Annotated in this window: 18 protein-coding genes and 1 pseudogene; 8 read left to right on the forward strand and 11 right to left on the reverse strand. The window is 67.2% G+C overall.

Annotated features, from left to right (window positions below):
• Positions 1-51: 51 nt before the first annotated feature.
• Complete coding sequence (locus ACV22W_RS25995; RefSeq protein WP_448022439.1) at positions 52-1491, reverse strand: aldehyde dehydrogenase family protein; 1440 nt, start codon at positions 1489-1491, stop codon at positions 52-54.
• 263 nt (positions 1492-1754) lie between these two features.
• Here ACV22W_RS25995 and ppa point away from each other — a divergent pair, with 263 nt between their 5' ends.
• A complete protein-coding gene (gene ppa, locus ACV22W_RS26000; RefSeq protein WP_011885693.1) occupies positions 1755-2282 on the forward strand; it encodes an inorganic diphosphatase in 528 nt (175 codons plus the stop codon).
• A gap of 56 nt (positions 2283-2338) precedes the next feature.
• Here the strand turns inward: ppa and ACV22W_RS26005 are convergent, their stop codons facing one another.
• Positions 2339-3211: a GIY-YIG nuclease family protein gene (locus ACV22W_RS26005; protein WP_448022440.1), complete on the reverse strand. Its 873-nt coding sequence runs from the start codon at positions 3209-3211 to the stop codon at positions 2339-2341.
• A 105-nt stretch (positions 3212-3316) separates the two neighbouring features.
• Positions 3317-4498 (reverse strand): GNAT family N-acetyltransferase, encoded by a 1182-nt coding sequence (locus tag ACV22W_RS26010; protein ID WP_448022441.1) that lies wholly within the window; start codon positions 4496-4498, stop codon positions 3317-3319.
• 109 nt (positions 4499-4607) lie between these two features.
• Here ACV22W_RS26010 and ACV22W_RS26015 point away from each other — a divergent pair, with 109 nt between their 5' ends.
• A complete protein-coding gene (locus tag ACV22W_RS26015) occupies positions 4608-6314 on the forward strand; it encodes an NAD+ synthase (RefSeq protein ID WP_448022442.1) in 1707 nt (568 codons plus the stop codon).
• An 83-nt stretch (positions 6315-6397) separates the two neighbouring features.
• Positions 6398-6736, forward strand: a complete 339-nt coding sequence (locus ACV22W_RS26020; protein ID WP_006398637.1) for a P-II family nitrogen regulator — start codon at positions 6398-6400, stop codon at positions 6734-6736.
• A 168-nt stretch (positions 6737-6904) separates the two neighbouring features.
• Here ACV22W_RS26020 and ACV22W_RS26025 read toward each other — a convergent pair whose 3' ends face one another.
• Both ACV22W_RS26025 and ACV22W_RS26030 read right to left on the reverse strand, forming a co-directional pair.
• Positions 6905-7990, reverse strand: a complete 1086-nt coding sequence (locus tag ACV22W_RS26025; protein ID WP_448022443.1) for a porin — start codon at positions 7988-7990, stop codon at positions 6905-6907.
• 550 nt (positions 7991-8540) lie between these two features.
• Positions 8541-9467 carry a LysR family transcriptional regulator gene (locus ACV22W_RS26030; protein WP_448022444.1) on the reverse strand — a complete coding sequence of 309 codons (927 nt, stop codon included), beginning with the start codon at positions 9465-9467 and terminating at the stop codon, positions 8541-8543.
• A 136-nt stretch (positions 9468-9603) separates the two neighbouring features.
• Here ACV22W_RS26030 and ACV22W_RS26035 point away from each other — a divergent pair, with 136 nt between their 5' ends.
• Positions 9604-10101, forward strand: coding sequence for a GNAT family N-acetyltransferase (locus tag ACV22W_RS26035; protein ID WP_059527488.1), 498 nt, complete (start codon positions 9604-9606; stop codon positions 10099-10101).
• Between the two features lie 55 nt (positions 10102-10156).
• On the opposite strand, the gene ACV22W_RS26040 is transcribed toward ACV22W_RS26035, so the two are convergent.
• From ACV22W_RS26040 to ACV22W_RS26055, 4 genes are all read right to left on the reverse strand, one after another.
• Positions 10157-10936 carry an ABC transporter ATP-binding protein gene (locus ACV22W_RS26040; RefSeq protein ID WP_059527484.1) on the reverse strand — a complete coding sequence of 260 codons (780 nt, stop codon included), beginning with the start codon at positions 10934-10936 and terminating at the stop codon, positions 10157-10159.
• A gap of 18 nt (positions 10937-10954) precedes the next feature.
• Entirely contained in the window at positions 10955-11668 is a 714-nt protein-coding gene (locus ACV22W_RS26045) for an ABC transporter permease (RefSeq protein WP_448022445.1), read from the reverse strand.
• The gene (locus tag ACV22W_RS26050) at positions 11665-12354 is read right to left on the reverse strand and encodes an ABC transporter permease (protein WP_059527478.1); all 690 of its coding nucleotides are present in this window, start codon (positions 12352-12354) and stop codon (positions 11665-11667) included. The genes ACV22W_RS26045 and ACV22W_RS26050 overlap by 4 nt, the downstream gene beginning before the upstream one ends.
• A 227-nt stretch (positions 12355-12581) precedes the next feature.
• Complete coding sequence (locus ACV22W_RS26055) at positions 12582-13358, reverse strand: ABC transporter substrate-binding protein (RefSeq protein WP_059451025.1); 777 nt, start codon at positions 13356-13358, stop codon at positions 12582-12584.
• Positions 13359-13725: 367 nt separating this feature from the next.
• On the opposite strand from ACV22W_RS26055, the gene ACV22W_RS26060 reads away from it, so the two are divergent.
• Positions 13726-14424: a pirin family protein gene (locus ACV22W_RS26060; RefSeq protein WP_448022449.1), complete on the forward strand. Its 699-nt coding sequence runs from the start codon at positions 13726-13728 to the stop codon at positions 14422-14424.
• Between the two features lie 70 nt (positions 14425-14494).
• Here the strand turns inward: ACV22W_RS26060 and ACV22W_RS26065 are convergent, their stop codons facing one another.
• Complete coding sequence (locus ACV22W_RS26065) at positions 14495-15046, reverse strand: Spy/CpxP family protein refolding chaperone (RefSeq protein WP_059701941.1); 552 nt, start codon at positions 15044-15046, stop codon at positions 14495-14497.
• Between the two features lie 224 nt (positions 15047-15270).
• On the opposite strand from ACV22W_RS26065, the gene ACV22W_RS26070 reads away from it, so the two are divergent.
• A complete protein-coding gene (locus tag ACV22W_RS26070; RefSeq protein WP_009693256.1) occupies positions 15271-15996 on the forward strand; it encodes a response regulator in 726 nt (241 codons plus the stop codon).
• Complete coding sequence (locus ACV22W_RS26075) at positions 15980-17296, forward strand: ATP-binding protein (protein ID WP_448022446.1); 1317 nt, start codon at positions 15980-15982, stop codon at positions 17294-17296. The genes ACV22W_RS26070 and ACV22W_RS26075 overlap by 17 nt, the downstream gene beginning before the upstream one ends.
• A gap of 40 nt (positions 17297-17336) precedes the next feature.
• Here ACV22W_RS26075 and ACV22W_RS26080 read toward each other — a convergent pair whose 3' ends face one another.
• A complete protein-coding gene (locus ACV22W_RS26080) occupies positions 17337-17603 on the reverse strand; it encodes a double-stranded DNA-specific endonuclease (protein WP_027786765.1) in 267 nt (88 codons plus the stop codon).
• A 505-nt stretch (positions 17604-18108) separates the two neighbouring features.
• On the opposite strand from ACV22W_RS26080, the pseudogene ACV22W_RS26085 reads away from it, so the two are divergent.
• Positions 18109-18333: pseudogene (locus tag ACV22W_RS26085) on the forward strand (sulfonate ABC transporter permease); the annotation flags it as partial.

Raw genomic sequence — 18333 nt, forward strand, 5'->3', positions numbered from 1 at the left:
TGCGTGGTGTTTGGGTGTGCGGCCGGTCGTCGCCGGCCGGGCTCGTCCGCTTCAGCCGTGCCGGATCGCGATCGTCTTCAGCGTGGTGAAGCCGTACAGTGCCTCGAACCCTTTCTCGCGACCATGCCCCGAGTGGCCGACGCCGCCGAACGGCAGCTCGACGCCGCCGCCCGCACCGTAGTTGTTGATGAACACCTGGCCCGCGCGCAGCCGGCGCGCGAGACGCAGCTGGCGTGCGCCGTCGCGGGTCCAGATGCCCGCGACGAGGCCGTACGGCGTGCCGTTCGCGAGCGCAACCGCTTCGTCTTCGTCGACGAAACGCATTGCGGCAAGCACCGGGCCGAACACTTCTTCCTGCGCGAGGCGATGCGACGGCGGCACGTCGCGCAGCAGCGCGGGGGCCTGATAGAAGCCGCTTTCGGGCGCCTCGGCGACGACCTGGCCGTGCGCGGCCATCGGAATGCCGTCGTGCTGTGCGTCGGAGAGGAAATCCCACACGCGCTGCTGCTGCTTCGCGTTGATCAACGGGCCGCAGTCGAGGTCCGCGCGGCTCGGGCCGACCCGCAGCCCGTTGAAGGCGGTGGCGAGCCGTTCGACGAGCGGCTCGTACACCGCGCGCTCGATCAGCACGCGGCTGCCGGCCGAGCTGGTCTGCCCGCCGTTCTGCACGATCGCCGACACGAGCACGGGCAGCGCCGCGTCGAGATCGGCGTCGGCGAATACGATCTGCGGCGACTTGCCGCCGAGCTCGAGCGTGACGGGGACATGATTCTCCGCCGCCATCTGCGTGACCAGCTTGCCGGTTGCGGGCGAGCCGGTGAACGAGATGTGATCGATGCCGGGATGGCGCGCGAGCGCGGCGCCTGCTTCATGGCCGTAGCCGGTGACGACGTTCAGCGCACCGGACGGCAGCCCGGCTTCGGCGGCCAGCTCGGCCACGCGCAGCACGGACAGGCACGCATCCTCGGCCGGCTTCACGACGCATGCGTTGCCGGCCGCGAGCGCCGCGCCGACGCTGCGCCCGAAGATCTGCATCGGGTAGTTCCACGGCACGATGTGGCCGGTGACGCCGTGCGGCTCGCGCACCGTGAGCACCGTGTAGCCGGCCTGATAGGGGAGGGTCTCGCCGTGCAGCTTGTCGGCGGCGCCCGCGTAGAACTCGAAGTAGCGCGCGAGCGCGGCGGCGTCGGCACGTGCCTGCTTCAGCGGCTTGCCGGTGTCGCGCGCCTCGATCGCGGCGAGTTCCTCGAGGTGGTCGGCGACGCGCGCGGACAGCCGCATCAGCACGCGGCCGCGCTCGGCGGCGCTCGCCGCGCCCCACGGGCCCGCGAACGCGTCGCGCGCCGCGGCGGCCGCGCGCTCGATGTCCGGCGCGGTGCCGCGCGCGATCGTCGCGAATGGCTGGCCGTCGGATGGGTCGACGACCGGGATCGTCTCGAGTTGCGCGGGCAACGCCCATTCGCCCGCGATGAAGTGCTTCGCCTCTTCCATGCTCGCTCCTGTCGACCCGGGTTAGCACTTCGGCGCTTACTCGGGCCCCATGCAAATCTGTTGGTGCTTCAGCGGTTGCGCGGATCCCATCCAGCGTCGGCCGTGGTTCGGTGGCCGGGCATCCGGAACGATTATCGCGCCGATCGTCATCCGGACGCCACCGGTCGATTGGCTATAATGGCGCATTCCCTGCGGGGACGCCCGCGGCGGTGCATCGGCCGCGGCGCCCTGTCCCGAATTCCCATCGACCAACAGAGAGCGCTATGAGCTTCAATCATGTTCCGGCCGGCAAGGACCTGCCGCACGATTTCAACGTGATCATCGAGATCCCCGCGCAGAGCGATCCGGTGAAGTACGAGGCGGACAAGGAGCTGGGTCTCCTCGTCGTCGACCGCTTCATCGGCACGGGCATGCGCTACCCGGTGAACTACGGCTACATCCCGCAGACGCTGTCGGGTGACGGCGATCCGGTCGACGTGCTGGTGATCACGCCGTTCCCGCTGCTGGCCGGCTCGATCGTGCGTTCGCGCGTGCTCGGCATGCTGCAGATGACCGACGAGTCGGGCGTCGACGCGAAGCTCGTCGCCGTGCCGCACGACAAGGTCTGCCCGATGACGGCGAACCTGAAGTCGATCGACGACGTGCCTGAGTACCTGAAGGACCAGATCAAGCACTTCTTCGAGCAATACAAGGCGCTCGAGAAGGGCAAGTGGGTGAAGGTCGAAGGCTGGGCCGGCATCGACGCCGCGCACAAGGAAATCGCCGACGGCGCTGCGAACTACAAGAAGTAAGCCGGCAGGCCGGCCTCGCGGCCGGTTCGTTCGGAACGCAAACCGCGCGTGTCTCCTCAGGAGGCCGCGCGGTTTTGTTTTGCGCGCGCGGTGGCGTGTGCGAGGGTTGTCTTGCGGGCCGACGCGGGTTTGGTGCCCGTACTTGCCGTGGCCTTCGCAGTTTTCGCTTCCGTTGCGCGGCGCGCGGGGGCAACGGGGGGCGCGACGACCTCGATGGCTTCGGCAGTGACTTTCCTTGCCGACGGACGGCCGCGCGCCGGGGCGGCAGCAGGGGCGGCGAGTCCGTTCGCGGCGGGCTTGCCGCCGGTTGCCGACCCTTTTCGCTTCGGCGATGCGTTCGTAACCGGCTTGTCCGATTTTGCCTGCGTGTCGCGCGAGGCGGTCTTTGTCCCTTCCGTGTCGTCAGCGGTCCTGGCACGTTTCAAGGCGACCGGCGAGGGTTTTGCCGACGTTGTTGCCGTTGCGGCTCGTCCGGTCGTCGGGGGCATCGCGGCCCCGGGCCTTTTTCCGGCAGTTTCGCTTTTCGCGGCTTTATTGCGAGCCGCTTCAGTTTCGGCCGGCTCGTTCGCAACGTCGGCGTGCGTCGCCTTGACCTTCTTCCTTCCTCGTGTGCCGTCCTGCGGCCCTGCGGCGTCGACGTTTCCGTCGATCGACATCCCGGCCGGCAACACCGATTCGAGCGTCCGGATCCCGGCAGCCAGCTCGCGTTTCTGCGCGGCCGTGAGCCGTTTCACCCAATATTCGGCGCGCGATGCGATCGACCGGTCGGGCAGCGGGAACGATGCGAGTACGGCGCGCGGCTTGCGCGAGCGCGTATAGCGCGCGCCCTTGCCGGACGCGTGCTCGTCGAAGCGCGCGGCGACGTCGGTCGTGATACCCGTGTAGACGCTGTCGTCGGCGCACTCGATCAGATACAGAAACCAGGACATGGGAAGACGGCGGGATGCGAAGCCGTCAGTGTCTCAGAAATGGCGGACGTCAACGCCACCGATCGCCGTGACCGTCGCCGAAGCGGATGTACCGGCCGGCCAATGCTACCCGGCACTCCGCCGGAACGGATCGTGTTCGCGCAGCTCGTCGACGTACGCGTGGATATGCTCGGTCTCGCGTTCGAGAAAGCGCGCGACCGCATCGGCGAACGCCGGATGCGCGAGCCAGTGCGCGGAATGCGTGACTGTCGGCAGGAACCCGCGCGCGAGCTTGTGCTCGCCCTGTGCACCGCCTTCGAACGTGTCGAGCCCGGCCTCGATGCAGAACTCGAGCAACTGGTAATACGCCGCTTCGAAATGCAGGCACGGCACGTGTTCGAGCGCGCCCCAGTAGCGGCCGTACAGCGTGCCGCCGCTGCCGTTCGCGCCGCGCCGATACACGGCGAGCGAGCTCGCGATCGGTTTCCCGTCGGCTTCGGCGATCACGAGCAGCAGGTTCTCCGGCATCGTCGCGCCGATCGCGCGAAAGAAGTCGAGGTTCAGGTACGGGCTCGAATAGTGCTCGCGGTAGGTCTGCCGGTAGCAGCGCGTGAAGAAGCGCCAGTCGGCGTCGGTGATCTGCTCGCCGGTAAGCCGCCGGAACGTGACGCCGGCATCGCGCACCTTGCGCCGTTCCGCGCGGATGTTCTTGCGCTTCTTCTGCTCGAGCGTGCCGAGGAAGTCGTCGAAATCGCGATAGCCGTCGTTGAGCCAGTGGAACTGCACGCCTTCGCGCAGCATCATCCCCATCGACTCGAGCAGCCGCGCTTCGTCGCCGGTCGGGAACAGCACGTGCAGCGACGACACGTCGCTCTGCTCGGCGAACGCCAGCAGCGTGGCGGCGAGCCGGCGGCGTGCGTCGTCATCGGTGGCGAGCAGGCGCGTGCCCTGCACGGGCGTGAACGGCACCGCGCACAGCAGCTTCGGGTAATAGGGCAGGTCGTTGCGCTGGTACGCATCGGCCCACGCCCAGTCAAATACGTATTCGCCGTACGAATGCTGTTTCGCGTAGACGGGTGCCGCGGCCGCGAGCCGGCCCGTGCGCGCGTCGGTCAGCGTGACGAAGTGCGGCGACCAGCCGGTGTCGTCGACCGCGCAGCGCGCGACGTGCAGCGCGTCGAGGAATTCGTGGCGCAGGAACGGCGTCGGCTGCGCGTCGCGCTCGAGCAGTGCGTTCCATTCGTCGGCCGGCACCTCCGCGGGGGATGACAGGATGCCCGTGCGATAATCGATGCGTTCGTGTTTCAAGCGTGAATCCGTACCGTTGGATGCCGCCGGATGCGTGCCGCCGTGGCCCGCTTCCGGGACGATTTCGTCAGCCGTTCAGGGCGCGCCGCCGGGCTGCGCCGATCCCGTCATGAAGACCCGACTCGCTCTCGCCCAGATCAACGTCACCGTCGGCGATTTCGCCGGCAACGTCGCGCGAATCGTCGCTGCCGCCCGCGCCGCGCACAACGATGGTGCGCACCTGATGATCGCGCCCGAACTCGCGCTGTCCGGCTACCCGCCGGAAGACCTGCTGCTGCGGCCCGCGTTCTACACGGCGGCGGCCGCCGCGCTCGACACGCTCGCCGACGCGCTGCGTGCGTTCGACGGGCTCGCGGTGCTGGTCGGCCATCCGCTGCGGAGCGCGAGCGGCGATCCGCACGCGCCAGCCGTCGATGGTAATGCAAACCGCCCGATCGAGCGCGGCGTGCCGCCGACCGACACCTACAACGCGGTGTCGCTGATTGTCGGCGGCGAGATCGTCGGGACGTACCGCAAGCAGGATCTGCCGAACGCGGACGTGTTCGACGAGAAGCGCTACTTCGCGACGGACACCGAGCCGCTCGTGTTCGAGCTGGAAGGCGTCAGATACGGCGTGATCATCTGCGAGGACGCCTGGCATGCGTCGGCCGCGCAGATCGCGAAGGCCGCCGGCGCGCAGGTGCTGCTGATCCCGAACGGTTCCCCGTACCACATGAACAAGGAAGCGCTGCGCATCGACATCCTGCGCGCGCGGATCCGCGAAACCGGGCTGCCGATGGTGTACGTGAACCTCGTCGGCGGCCAGGACGAGCTCGTGTTCGACGGCGGCTCGTTCGTGCTCGACGCGCAAGGCGCGCTCGTCGCGAAGATGCCGCAGTTCGACCAAGGGCACGCGATCGTCGAGTTCGACGGCGCGCGCCCGCTGCCCGGCGCGATTGCGCCCGAGCTGCCGGTCGACGCGCAGGTCTATCGCGCGCTCGTGACCGGCGTGCGCGACTACATCGGCAAGAACGGTTTTCCCGGCGTGCTGATCGGCCTGTCGGGCGGCGTCGACTCGGCGCTGGTGCTCGCGGTCGCCTGCGATGCGCTCGGGCCCGAGCGCGTGCGCGCGGTGATGATGCCGTCGCGCTACACGGCCGACATTTCGACCACCGACGCGGCGGAGATGGCGCGACGCGTCGGCGTGCGCTACGACGAGATCGCGATCGCGCCGATGTTCGACGCGTTCCGTGCGGCGCTCGCGGGCGAATTCGCGGGCCGCGCGGAGGACGCGACGGAAGAGAACATCCAGGCGCGCATCCGCGGCACGCTGCTGATGGCGCTGTCGAACAAGTTCGGCTCGATCGTGCTGACGACCGGCAACAAGAGCGAGATGGCGGTCGGTTACTGCACGCTGTACGGCGACATGGCCGGTGGCTTCGCGGTGATCAAGGACATCGCGAAAACGCTGGTCTACCGGCTATGCCGCTACCGCAACGCAACGACGGACTACGGACCGCGCGACGTGATTCCCGAGCGAATCCTGACGCGCGCGCCGTCGGCCGAGCTGCGCGAGAACCAGACGGACCAGGACAGCCTGCCGCCATACGACGTGCTCGACGCGATCATGCGGATGTACATGGAGGAGGACCGGCCGCTCGCGGAGATCGTCGCGGCCGGCTATGCCGAGGCCGACGTCGCGCGCGTGACGCGACTCATCAAGATCAACGAATACAAGCGCCGCCAGGCGCCGATCGGCATTCGCGTCACGCATCGCGCATTCGGGCGCGACTGGCGCTATCCGATCACGTCACGCTTTACCGAACGTCTCGACTGAGCCGTGCCGGGCCGTACGCGGCCGGCCGGCTTACAATCGGGATCGCGATTTTGCATCCAAACGAGCATTGAGGGACAACCATCATGAAACGCATCACCGCCATCATCAAGCCGTTCAAGCTGGACGAAGTCCGCGAAGCGCTCGCCGAAGTGGGCCTCACCGGCCTGACCGTGACGGAAGTGAAGGGCTTCGGCCGCCAGAAAGGGCACACCGAGCTGTATCGCGGCGCCGAATACGTGGTCGACTTCCTGCCGAAGATGAAGATCGAGGTCGTCGTCGCGGAAGCGCAGGTCGACCAGGTGATCGACGCGGTGATCGGCGCGGCGCGCACGGGCAAGATCGGCGACGGCAAGATCTTCGTGTCGGACGTCGAACGCGTGATCCGCATCCGCACCGGCGAAGAGAACGAAGCGGCGGTCTGAGCGCCGCTTCGGGCTATATCGACCGAATCGGTCGATCGGGCCGTGGGTCATACGATCCCGGCCCGCCAATAAAAAACGGTGCGGATACCCGGTTGGGTACCGCACCGATACGCGCCTCTCGCAGCAGCGTGGAAAGTGTTGTCGAATCGTTCTCTGGACGGCGCCTGATCAGAACAGGTGCTGGATGCCGGCGTAGACGCCGGTCTGGCTGCCGCCCGGATGCGGATTGCCCGTCGAGACGGCCGTGCCGGCGCCGTTCGCGTTCAGGCCGAAGTTGGCCGTCGAGCTGTTGCGCACCGTCGCGACCTGCACGTCGAACAGCGTGCGCTTCGAAATGTTGTACGAGCCGCCGACCGTGTAGATGTTCGCGTTGCCGCCGCCGTGGTTGGCGTTCACGTGGTACACGGCCGCGATCAGCGCTGCCGCCGGCGTTGCCTGCCACGTCACACCGCCCCAGACTTGCTGGGTGCCGGTGATGCCGTTGTTGACGGCCGGGCCGCCGCTGCCGTCCGCGTGCGACGACTGGTAGGCCGCCTGCAGCTTGAACTGGCCGAGGAACACGTTCACGCCCGCGAAGTATTCACGCGAGTAGTTGAACACGTCCGAGAAGCGGCCGTTGCTGTCGCGCGTTTCGTCGTAGATGCCGCGCAACTGGAACAGCGAGTTCGTATAGGTGATCTGCGCACCGGCTGCACGACCCGGCTGGCCGGCCGTCGTGTTGCCGTTGAAGCTGGTCGAGTTCGAGAACGCGAACTGGCCGTAGAAGTCGAAGCCGTAGAACTGCGGCGACTGGTACGACACGTTGTTGCTGGTCTTGTTCCAGTTGCGGCCGCGCACGAGCGATGCCGACGACCAGCTCGACTGGCCCAGCGGATCGAAGTCCCACACGCCGTTGGCGATCGCGAGTTCGCGACCCAGCAGCAGCGTACCGTAGCGGTCGTTCGAGATACCGACGGTCGCGAAACGATCCCAGATCGAGCCGGACGTGCCGAGACCGCCGTTCATCGTGTTGAACGCGCCTTCGAGGTGGAACAGGACCTTGTTGCCGCCGCCGATGTCCTCGCTGCCCTTCAAGCCCCACAGGCTCGTGCCCCAGTCGCCGCTTTCGGCGCGCACTTGGTGGCCGTTCTGCAGGCCGTTCAGGTACTCGAGGCCGGCATCCAGGCGACCATACAGCGTGACGCTGCTCTGCGCGTGCGCCGTAACCACCCCAGCAGCCATCAGCGCGGCCGCGACCAAAGCTTTCTTCATCATCTCCTCCATACCCTGTCAAAAAGTCAACCCAGACTGCACGAGATGCCCGGAGCAGCGAGCGCCGGGCAAAAGCGAAAAGCGGGATAACCAGGGAGACCTCGTGCAGAGCCGGTAAGCGCGGCACGCGGGCAAGCGGACGGAAAACCGTTGAGCGGTCCCGCGCGGCCGGGTCGGCTTGCGGGGTCTCCTTGTTGTGTCGTGAAGCTAAACTACATTTCACGAACTTCGTTTTGCTACTTTGGTTACTAATTTAGCAAAAATACAATTTTGTGGCGATGGAAATCGTTGTTTGACTAACACCTGTCGCCAATTTGCCATGCAACAGAGTGCGCGACGGGCACCCAAAGGCACGTCGATTCCCGGAAACCCTTGTCAGACAAGGGAGACGCGCATTCGGTGCGCATGGGTCAAGGATTGCCACTATTGACGCCATCGGGGCGCGAGCGTAAGCGCCTGAGAGACGAAATCGGTAAGTATTTCGTAATGAATTGGCGGCGATCAGCAGTTGCCGGACGAGTCCCGAAACGCTTGTCCGGCAAGGGCGCCAGGCTCATGCGGATGTTGCCCTGGCATCGAGCAACTGCGCGCGGAGCCATCGGTGCGCGTCGGTGCGTGCGTGCTTCGCGTGCGAGTAGATTTTCACCGTGTAGCGCGGGATCTCGAACGGTGCCGGGAAGATGCGGATCGCCGCCGCGTGGCGCAGCGCCTGCGCGGCACGGTCAGGCACCGTCATCAGGAGTGCCGATTCCGCGATCATGAACGGTGCGGCCAGCACGCTCGGCAACTGCACGGCGACCTGCCGCGCGAGGCCGAGCCGGTCGAGCACGTAGTCGACGACGCCGCGCGACTCGTTCCACGGCGTGACGATCGCGTGGCGTGCCGCAAGGTACTGGTCGAGCGTCAGCCGCCGGCGGATGTCCGGATGCGTGGCGCTCGCGATCACCACGTAGTCGTCCGAGAACCAGTCGAAATCCTCGATGCCCGGCGCGTCGGCGGCCGACTCCTCGTGATAGCCGAGCGCGAAGTCGATGCGTCCGGCCGCGAGTTCGTCGATCGAAATCTTGCGGTCGGAGTGGACGACGCGGATCCGCAGCCGCGGCGCGACCTGCTCGATGCGCGCCAGCAACGCCGGCAGCACGGCGAATGCCGTGTAGTCGGTCGCGGCGAACACGAACGTGCGGTCGCTTTGCGCGGGATCGAACCTGCGCGCGCGGGCGAGCCCCTTCGACATCGTGTCGAGCGCATCGCCGGCCCAGGTGGCGATGTCGTCGGCGCGCACGGTCGGCTGCATCTCGTTGCCGAGCCGCACGAACAGCGCATCGCCGATCGCGTCGCGCAGCCGGGCGAGCGCGTGGCTCAGCGCGGACGGGCTCATCGCCAGTTCGTGCGCGGCCGCGGCGACCGACCTGTGGCGGTACAACGCGTCGAACGCGAGCAGCAGGTTCAGGTCGAGACGGCGCAGGTCGGGATGCATCATGTTCATGTTCGGATGAAGAAACTGCACTTCCTGCAGTTGAACCGCGAACGTAGCATGTCGATCTGTCCGACGCCAGGCGCGCTTGCGCGGGCGCCGCATTCCGTTTTCAGTCCGGGCCGAAGGAGGGCTCCTCACCGTGCAAATCGACATTCGTTCCGCCACCGTCGCCGACGTGCCGCAAATCCTGCGTTTCATCACCGAGCTGGCCATCTACGAGAAGGCGGAGCATGAAGTGGTCGCGACGCCGGCGTCGCTCGAGCGCAGCCTGTTCGGCGAAGGAACGCCCGCGCGCGCGCTGATCTGCGAGGTCGACGGCGAGCCGGCCGGCTTCGCCGTGTATTTCTCCTCGTATTCGACGTGGCTCGGCCGCCAGGGGCTGTATCTCGAGGATCTCTACGTATCGCCGCGCTTTCGCGGTGCGGGTGCCGGGCTGCGGCTGCTGAAGGCGCTCGCGCGCATCGCCGTGGACACTGGCTGCGGGCGCTTCGAATGGAGTGTGCTCGACTGGAACGAGCCGGCGATCCGCTTCTACGAAAGCGTCGGCGCGGCGCCGCAAAGTGAATGGGTGCGCTACCGGCTCGCGGGCGATGCGCTGCGCGCGTTCGCCGACGGCGCACCGGTGGACGCCGTGTAAACGCAAAACGGGCGCCGCGTGGCGCCCGTTCGCGTGTCGTCGCGCGTCGCGCGCGTTACTTGAGGCTGCCCGACAGGAACCCGCGCAGGCGTTCGCTCTTCGGGTTGGCGAACACCTCGGACGGCACGCCTTCTTCCTCGACGCGCCCCTGGTGCAGGAACATCACGTGATTCGACACGTTGCGCGCGAAGCCCATCTCGTGCGTGACGACGATCATCGTGCGGCCTTCCTCGGCCAGCTTCTGCATCACCTTCAGCACTTCGCCGACCAGTTCCGGGTCGAGCGCCGAAGTCGGCTCGTCGAACAGCATCACGTCGGGATGCATCGCCAGCGCGCGCGCGATCGCGACACGCTGCTGCTGCCCGCCCGACAGGTGTGACGGATACTGCTTCTCGACGCGCGGCGCGAGGCCGACCTTTTCGAGATACTCGCGTGCACGGTCTTCGGCTTCCTTCTTCGGGATGCCGAGCACGTTGACGGGCGCTTCCATCACGTTCTCGATCACGTTCATGTGCGACCAGAGATTGAAATGCTGGAACACCATCGACAGCTTGGTGCGCACGCGCTGCAGTTGCTTCGAATCGGCCGCGCGCAGCGCGCCCGTCTTGTCCGGCGTGGTGCGCACTTCCTCGCCGTCGACGATGATGCGGCCCGCGTTCGGCTGCTCGAGGAAGTTGATACAACGCAGCATCGTGCTCTTGCCTGAGCCCGACGAGCCGATCACGCTGATCACGTCGCCCGAGTTCGCCTTCAGCGACACGCCCTTGAGCACCTCGTTGTCGCCGTACCGCTTGTGCAGATCGTCGACGAAAAGCTTTTGAGTCTGGGAATTCATCAATAGTCCTGCGAAAACTTACTTGCCTTGCGGGCGCAGATACGCGAGCCAGCGACGCTCGGCCTGGCGGAACAGCCACACGAGCGTGAACGAGATCGCGAGATAGAGCAGGGCGGCGATCCCGAATGCGTGGAACGACATGTAGGTCGCCGAGTTCACGTCGCGCGCGATCTTCAGGATGTCCGGCACGGTCGCGGTGAACGCGACGGTGGTCGCGTGCAGCATCAGGATCACTTCGTTGCTGTAGAGCGGCAGCGCGCGGCGCAGCGCCGACGGCAGGATCACGCGGCGATACATCGTGAAGGTGGACATCCCGTATGCGCGCGCGGCCTCGATCTCGCCGTACGACGTCGCCTTGATCGCGCCCGCGAAGATCTCGGTGGTGTACGCGCAGGTGTTCAGCGTGAACGCGAGCAGCGTGCAGTGCATCCCGTCGCGGAAGAACGCGTCGAGCAGCGGCGTGCCGCGCACGACCTGCAGGCTGTAGAGGCCGGTGTAGCAGAGCAGCAATTGCACGTAGAGCGGCGTGCCGCGGAACACGTACGTGTAGAGCCAAACGGCGCCCGACAGCCACTTCCTTTTCGACACGCGGGCCACGGCGAGCGGCACCGACAGGCAGAAGCCGAGGCCGATCGACACGACCAGCAGCCACAGCGTGATCGCGACGCCGGTGGTCCGGAAGCCGTCGGTGTAGAGGTAGTTGCGCCAGTATTCTTGGATGAGTTCGATCATAGGTCAGCCTTGCGGACACCGGTCGAGTAGCGCTTTTCGAGCCAAATCAGCACGAAGTTCGAGATCGTCGTGATGGCGAGGTAGACCGCACCGGCGATCAGCGTGAAGAAGAAGAACCGCAGCGTGCCCTTGCCGGCGTCCTGCGACGCCTTCACGACGTCCGCGAGGCCGATGATCGACACCAGTGCGGTCGACTTCACGAGCACCTGCCAGTTGTTGCCGATGCCCGGCAGCGCGAAGCGCATCATCTGCGGGAACATGATCCGCGTGAACACCTGCCAGTTGGTCATCCCGTACGCGCTGCCGGCCTCGAGCTGGCCGCGCGGCACCGACAGGAATGCGCCGCGGAAGGTCTCGGTGAAGTACGCGCCGTAGATGAAGCCGAGCACGAGCACGCCGGCGAGGAACGGGTCGATGTCGATCTGGTCCCAGCCGAGTGCGTCGGTCGCCATGTTCAGCCAGATCTGCAGGCTGTAGAACAGCAGCAGCATCAGCACGAGGTCGGGCACGCCGCGGATCAACGTGGTGTAGACGGTGCCGACGCCGTTCGTGAAGCGGTTGCGCGACAGCTTCGCGCCCGCGCCGAGCAGGCCAAGCAGGAACGACAGCGCGAGCGAAAGCACCGCCAGTTTGACGGTTTGCCAGGTGCCTGCGAGGATCAGCGGGCCGTAGCCTTGTAGAAACATATGTGGTCCCTGGTGTGGTCCCGGACGGCGCACGCGGTGCGCCGCGAAAGACGCGCCCGCCAAGCTGCGCGGAACGCCTCGTGCGTATCATGACCGTCCGCCCCGGCAACGGTGCCGGGCCAGCCCGTCGCGGGGAGCGGCGGGCGAGGGGCGGGCGGCGCGTGGTTGACTGCCTGTACTGCCGGACGCGGGGCGCCCCCGCATCCGTTTCCCGTCATTGTCTGCGCTCAGCGAGCCGAGTAGACGCTGAACGAGAAATACTTGTGCGACAGCCGGTCGTACGTGCCGTCCTTGTGCATGTCGGCCAGCGCCTTGTTGATCTTGAGCTTCAGGTCCGTGTCTTCCTTGCGCAGGCCGATCGCGGTGCCGTCGCCGATCGTCTTCGGATCCTTCACTTCCGGACCGGCGAACGCGAAGCCCTTGCCGCGCGGCGTGCGCAGGAAGCCGTAGTCGGCCTGCAGTTCATCCTGCAGCGTCGCGTCGAGGCGGCCCGAGCCGAGATCGGCATAAACCTGATCCTGATTCTGGTAAGGAATGATCGTCACGCCTTGCGGTTCCCAGTACGCCTTCGCGTAGGATTCCTGCGTCGATCCCTGCTCGACGCCGACGCGCTTGCCCTTGAGCGACGCGACCGTCGGCAGCAGCGGCGAGCCGGCCTTCGCGATCATCCGCGCGGGCGCGTCGTACACCTTGTCGGAGAAGTCGATCTGCTCGCGACGCTTGTCCGTGACGGTCAGCGACGACACGATGACGTCGTACTTCTTCGCCTTCAGCGCGGGAATGATCCCGTCGAGATCCTGCGCGACCCACACGCACTTCACGTTGATGCGCTTGCAGATTTCCTTGGTGAGATCGACGTCGAAACCGACGATCTCGCCGCTCGGCGCGGTCGACTCGAACGGCGGGTAGCTGGCATCGACACCGATCCGCACGGTCTTCCATTCTTTCGCGAAGGCGCTGCCCGCCACGAGGGCGAGGGCGGCGCACAGGGCGGCCTTCTTCATTTCCATCCTTTTGTCGCTCACTTCCGGGGGGCGCTCGCGGCCGGTCGGGCCGGGCGCCGCGGCGTATTCTAGACGGCCAAAATTCGTGTTTCGGCGCGCGGGCAACGGCGCTCGCCGGACGGGCGAACGCCAAAAGGGCGGTATTTTACCCGAACGCGATACCCGGAAAACGGCAATCCGGCGCGACCGATGGATTCTTCGATCCGGGCGTTGCGGCAATCGTGGTATTCACAACGAGCATTGCGCCGATTGGATTCGTGGGTGCAACGATGCGGTGCGCGGGCGGCGGATTGTGGCGCGCTTGGCGCGCCCCTACAGTGCAGGTAAACCCGAAGAAAGAATGTCTGCCTGCCGGAGTGCCCGCCCCATGTTCCAGATCCGCCGCGCCGCCGACCGCTGCCACACGCGCCAAGGCTGGCTCGAGTCGAGTCACAGCTTTCCGCTTGTCGACGACGCCGAGGCCGCCCATCCGCCGTTCGGCGCGCTGCGCGCGCTGAGCGAGGACCGGATCGCGCCGACGCGCGGCTTCGGGATGCAGCCGCGCCGCGACCTCGAAATCGTCACTTACGTGCTGGACGGCGCGCTCGCGCACCGCGACAGCCTTGGCAACGGCGCCATCGTGCGGGCCGGCGGCATTCAGCGGATGAGTGCCGGCACGGGGCTCATGCACAGCGAAACCAATGCGTCGCGCGACCGGGTGCTGCATCTGCTGCAGATCTGGCTGCAGCCGGCCGAGTGCGGCGGGCGGCCCGGTTACGCGGAGCGGCATTTCGCCGACCACGAGAAGCGCGGCCGCCTGCGGCTCGTCGCGTCGCCGGACGGCGGCGACGGCGCGCTGTCGATCGGTGCGGATGCGCGGATTTTCGCGGGGCTGATCGATGGTGACGAGGAGGCGGTATTCGGTGTGTCGGCCGGACGTGGCACTTATGTGCACGTGGCGCGCGGCGACGTGGAAGTCAACGGCCACGCGCTGGCCACGGGCGACGGCGCGCGGATCGCCGGGGTGGACGCGATCGCGTTCGCACGCGGCCGGGCAGCCGAGGTGCTGCTGTTCGACGTCGCCTGAAGCGAAACAGGGGACGCGGGCCGAGTACCCGCGTCCCCTGCGATGCCGCCCGGGGAGGCGGCCCGCCGGCTTACTGCGCCGGCGCCGACGCGGCCTTGGCCGCGCGGTGCTCCTGCCAGCGTTCCTTCATCTTCTCGTGACGCTGTTCCATCCGCGCGAACTGCTGCTTGAGCGCGGTGCTGACCGTCGTCTTCTGCTGGTCGTTCAGTCCGTTGTAGAACGCGAGCCAGGCGGCGGAGCTCTGCTCGCGCAGCTGCGCATTCTGCTGCTCGGCCTGCTGGCGGGCGGCGTGCATCGCGTTCAGGTCGAGGATCGGCTGATTCTGCTGCGCCTTGAACTGCTCGCGCATCTGCTCGTGGCTCTTGCGCATCGCTTCATGGTTCTGCTTCATCGTGTTGACGGCCGTCTGCCATTGCTGCTCCTGCGATGCGTTGAGTTTCAGCTGATCGTGCAGCTTCATGATCACGCCGAACGGGCCGCCGTCATGGCCGCCATGCATCTGGTGCATGCCGGGGCCGCCCGGCGGCGGCATGTCGTTGGGCTGCGCGGCATGCGCGGTGCCGAATGCGAGAGCGAGCACGGTGGCGGCCGCGATGGCCACGCGGGAAGTCTTCTTATACATTTCAGAAACTCCTGTATCCAAAGGGTCCGGCGATGCGGTGCGCGGGTGACGCGTGTGCCGCATCCGGTAAGACGCAGGTTAGCGGCGCGTGCCCCGGCGGGTGTTACGCGGGGTGGCTGCCGGGTTACGGTGCATTACAGTTCCCTTGCGCCGTAACCCGCAGTAACCCTTTCGTTCCTTTGTTTCGTTCTTCGACTCCGCACTCGCGCGGTAAACTTCGAGCCATGACTACCCAGATCCTCATCGTCGACGACGACCAAGAACTCCGTGACCTGCTGCGCGACTATCTCGTGCGCCAGGGGATGGAAGTGTCCGTGCTGCACGACGCGGCGACGCTCGAGAAGCGTCTCGAGCGCGAGCGGCCCGACCTGATCGTGCTGGACCTGATGATGCCGGGCGTGGACGGCCTGACCGCGCTGCGCCAGCTGCGCGCGGCCGGCGACGACATCCCCGTGATCATGCTGACGGCACGCGCGGACGACGTCGACCGCATCGTCGGGCTCGAACTCGGCGCGGACGACTACCTCGGCAAGCCGTTCAACCCGCGCGAGCTGCTCGCGCGCGTGCAGGCCGTGCTGCGCCGCCGCCGGGCGACGCCGTCGGCGGCGGCGCCCGAGCAGCGCGAGCCGTTCGCATTCGGCCGCTTCGTGCTCGACTTCCAGGCGCGCACGCTGTCGGTCGACGGCAAGCCGGCGACGCTGTCGAGCAGCGAATTCGCGCTGCTGAAGATCTTCGTGAACCACGCGTTGCGCACGCTCACGCGCGAGCGGTTGCTCGAGCTGCTGCACGGGCCCGAGTACGACGGCACCGACCGCGGCATCGACGTCCAGGTGTGGCGCCTGCGCCGCATCCTGGAAACGGATCCGTCGACGCCGCGCTTCATCCAGACGGTCCGCGGGCGCGGCTACGTGTTCGTGCCCGACGGCGAGGCCCATGCGCAAACCCATTGATTCACTGTTCGGACGGCTGGCGCTGCTGGTCGTCGGCGTGCTGCTCCTGTCGCACTTCGCGTGGTTCTTCGCGATGCGCCTCGAGCGCAGCCAGATGCAGACACGTTACGCGGTCGAGGAGGCCGCCTTCCTCGTCGACGCCGTGCGCCAGCACGTCGAGCGCACGCCCGACCAGCCGCTGCCGTCACGGGTGCGGCTGGTGTCGCCGGACAGTCCCGACGTGCCGACGAGCGCAGGCTCGAACCTGCCGGCGCCGCTCAAGCGTTTTCGCGACGACGTGAGCGAGCGCATGCCGGCCGGCACCCTGGTCGAGATCGGCGCGCCGGGCCACCCGCCGGTGCTGTGGGTCAAGGAGCCGACCGACCGCAACTGGATCGTCGTGCCGGTGCAGCCGCTGCGCCCGCCGCGCTCGCTCGACCGGATGCTGCTGTGGCTCGGTACGATCTTCTCGGCAGGCGTGATCGCCGCGCTGTTCGCGGCCTGGCAGTTGCAGCAGCCGCTGCGCTCGCTGGCGCGCGCGGTCGCGCGCTTCGGCCGCGGCCAGCCGGTACCGCCGCTGCGCGAGCGCGGTCCGCGCGAGTTGCGCCAGCTCACGCACGGCTTCAATCAGATGGTGGAACAGGTGTCGCAGGCCGAGAGCGATCGCGCGGTGATGCTGGCCGGCGTTGCGCACGATCTGCGCACGCCGCTCGCGCGGATGCGCCTGCGCGCGGAAATGATGGACGACGCGCGGCTGCGCGACGGCGTGGTGCGCGATGTCGACTCGATGTCGCACATCGTCGACCAGTTCCTCGTGTTCGCGCACGGCGGGGCGGACCGCAGCGAGCCCGTGCCGGTCGACCAGACCTGCGAGCGGATCGCGCGCAGCTATCGCGCGGTTGCACCGAACGCGCCGGCGGTCCAGACGCATCTGGCCTCCGACGAAGGTTTCCGCCTGCCGACCGCGACGCTCGACCGGATCCTGTCGAACCTGCTGGACAATGCGCATGCGTACGGCGCGCCACCCGTGCTCATCGAGACGGCGCGTACGTCGACGTGTTACGTGCTGTCGGTCAGCGACAGCGGCGGCGGGATCGCGCCGCGCGACCTGGCGGCCGCGACACGGCCGTTCGTGCGGCTCGACCCCGCGCGCGGCGGCAACGGCCACAGCGGGCTCGGGCTCGCGATCGTCGAGCGGCTGGTGCTGAGGCTGGGCGGGGCGTGCGAGATCGGCAATCGTCCCGAGGGCGGCCTGCGCGTGGCGATGTCGTTCCCGTTCGACGTGGTGCCGAAGGACGAACTGCACGCCCAGGCCGCGTAAGCGACGGATGCGGCGCCCGCCGGGCAGGCGCCGCGTGGCATCATTCGCCGAACAGCGTTCCGAGCGTCTCGGCGGCGTTGCTGTCGATGGTGTTGTAGGTCACGCTCGTGGCCTCGAAGATATAGACGGTCGTATAGCGGCCAAGGCGCTCCAGAATCTCCTCCTGCAAAGATTCCGGCACGACGTTCATGTTCAGGTACCATGCCGTCGACGACAGCCGGGTCTGGAACGACCCATACTCCTGCATCAGCTCGTAGAACGCATCGGCATCCTGATCGCGGCAGACGATCACCAAGTTTCCTGCCATTCCCTTCCTCCCGCTGGTCGGTCGATCCCTGGCGGCTGTGGTCAACACCGACGCCGGGGGCTAGCCCCGATCATACCTGCTTCGCCGCAATCGTCGGCTGACGTCCGGCATGGTTTGCGTCCGCTTGCGGTTGGCGGGTTCCCGGCCGGCCCGGATCACGGCATAATTCGGGGCCTGCATGCCGGCCGGAGGACTGCGGCCGGGCTGCTCCTCATCGCACGCCTGTCGTTCGCCCGCGTGCCGGGCACGATCCGTGCGCCGTCCGCGCGTCGCGCGGCGCCGCGCCGGCCCCGGACGGTTGAACCTGAAATACAGGTTGGTGTAGTGTCGTGCCGTCGCGGCCCGACTCGCCGCGCCGGGGGCGCAGCCTGCACGCACGGCGCCTCGTGCCGGCGTCAGATCGTGAATCAATCGAATTACCGCGTCGAATTACCGCGCCCGTGCGCTTTGCCATGAATCAACATCGTCTGCCGGCTTCGTTCGGCCTTACCGGGGAGGGCGCCTGATGGACGTCGGATTCTTCAATCCGAACCGGACCGCCAACGCGTCCGCGTGGCGCGTTCTGCCGAACCGGTGGGACTTCATCGCGTTCCCGCTGATCATCTGCCTGATCGCGATGGCGGTCGTCGGCTTTCATGAAACGATGGCGCCGATCGGGACCCTTCAGACCCAGAAGATCTCGCTCGATCCGTCGAACCTGCCCGAATACGCGTTGCGCACCACGCTGCGG

Source organism: Burkholderia sp. AW49-1 (assembly GCF_053427845.1).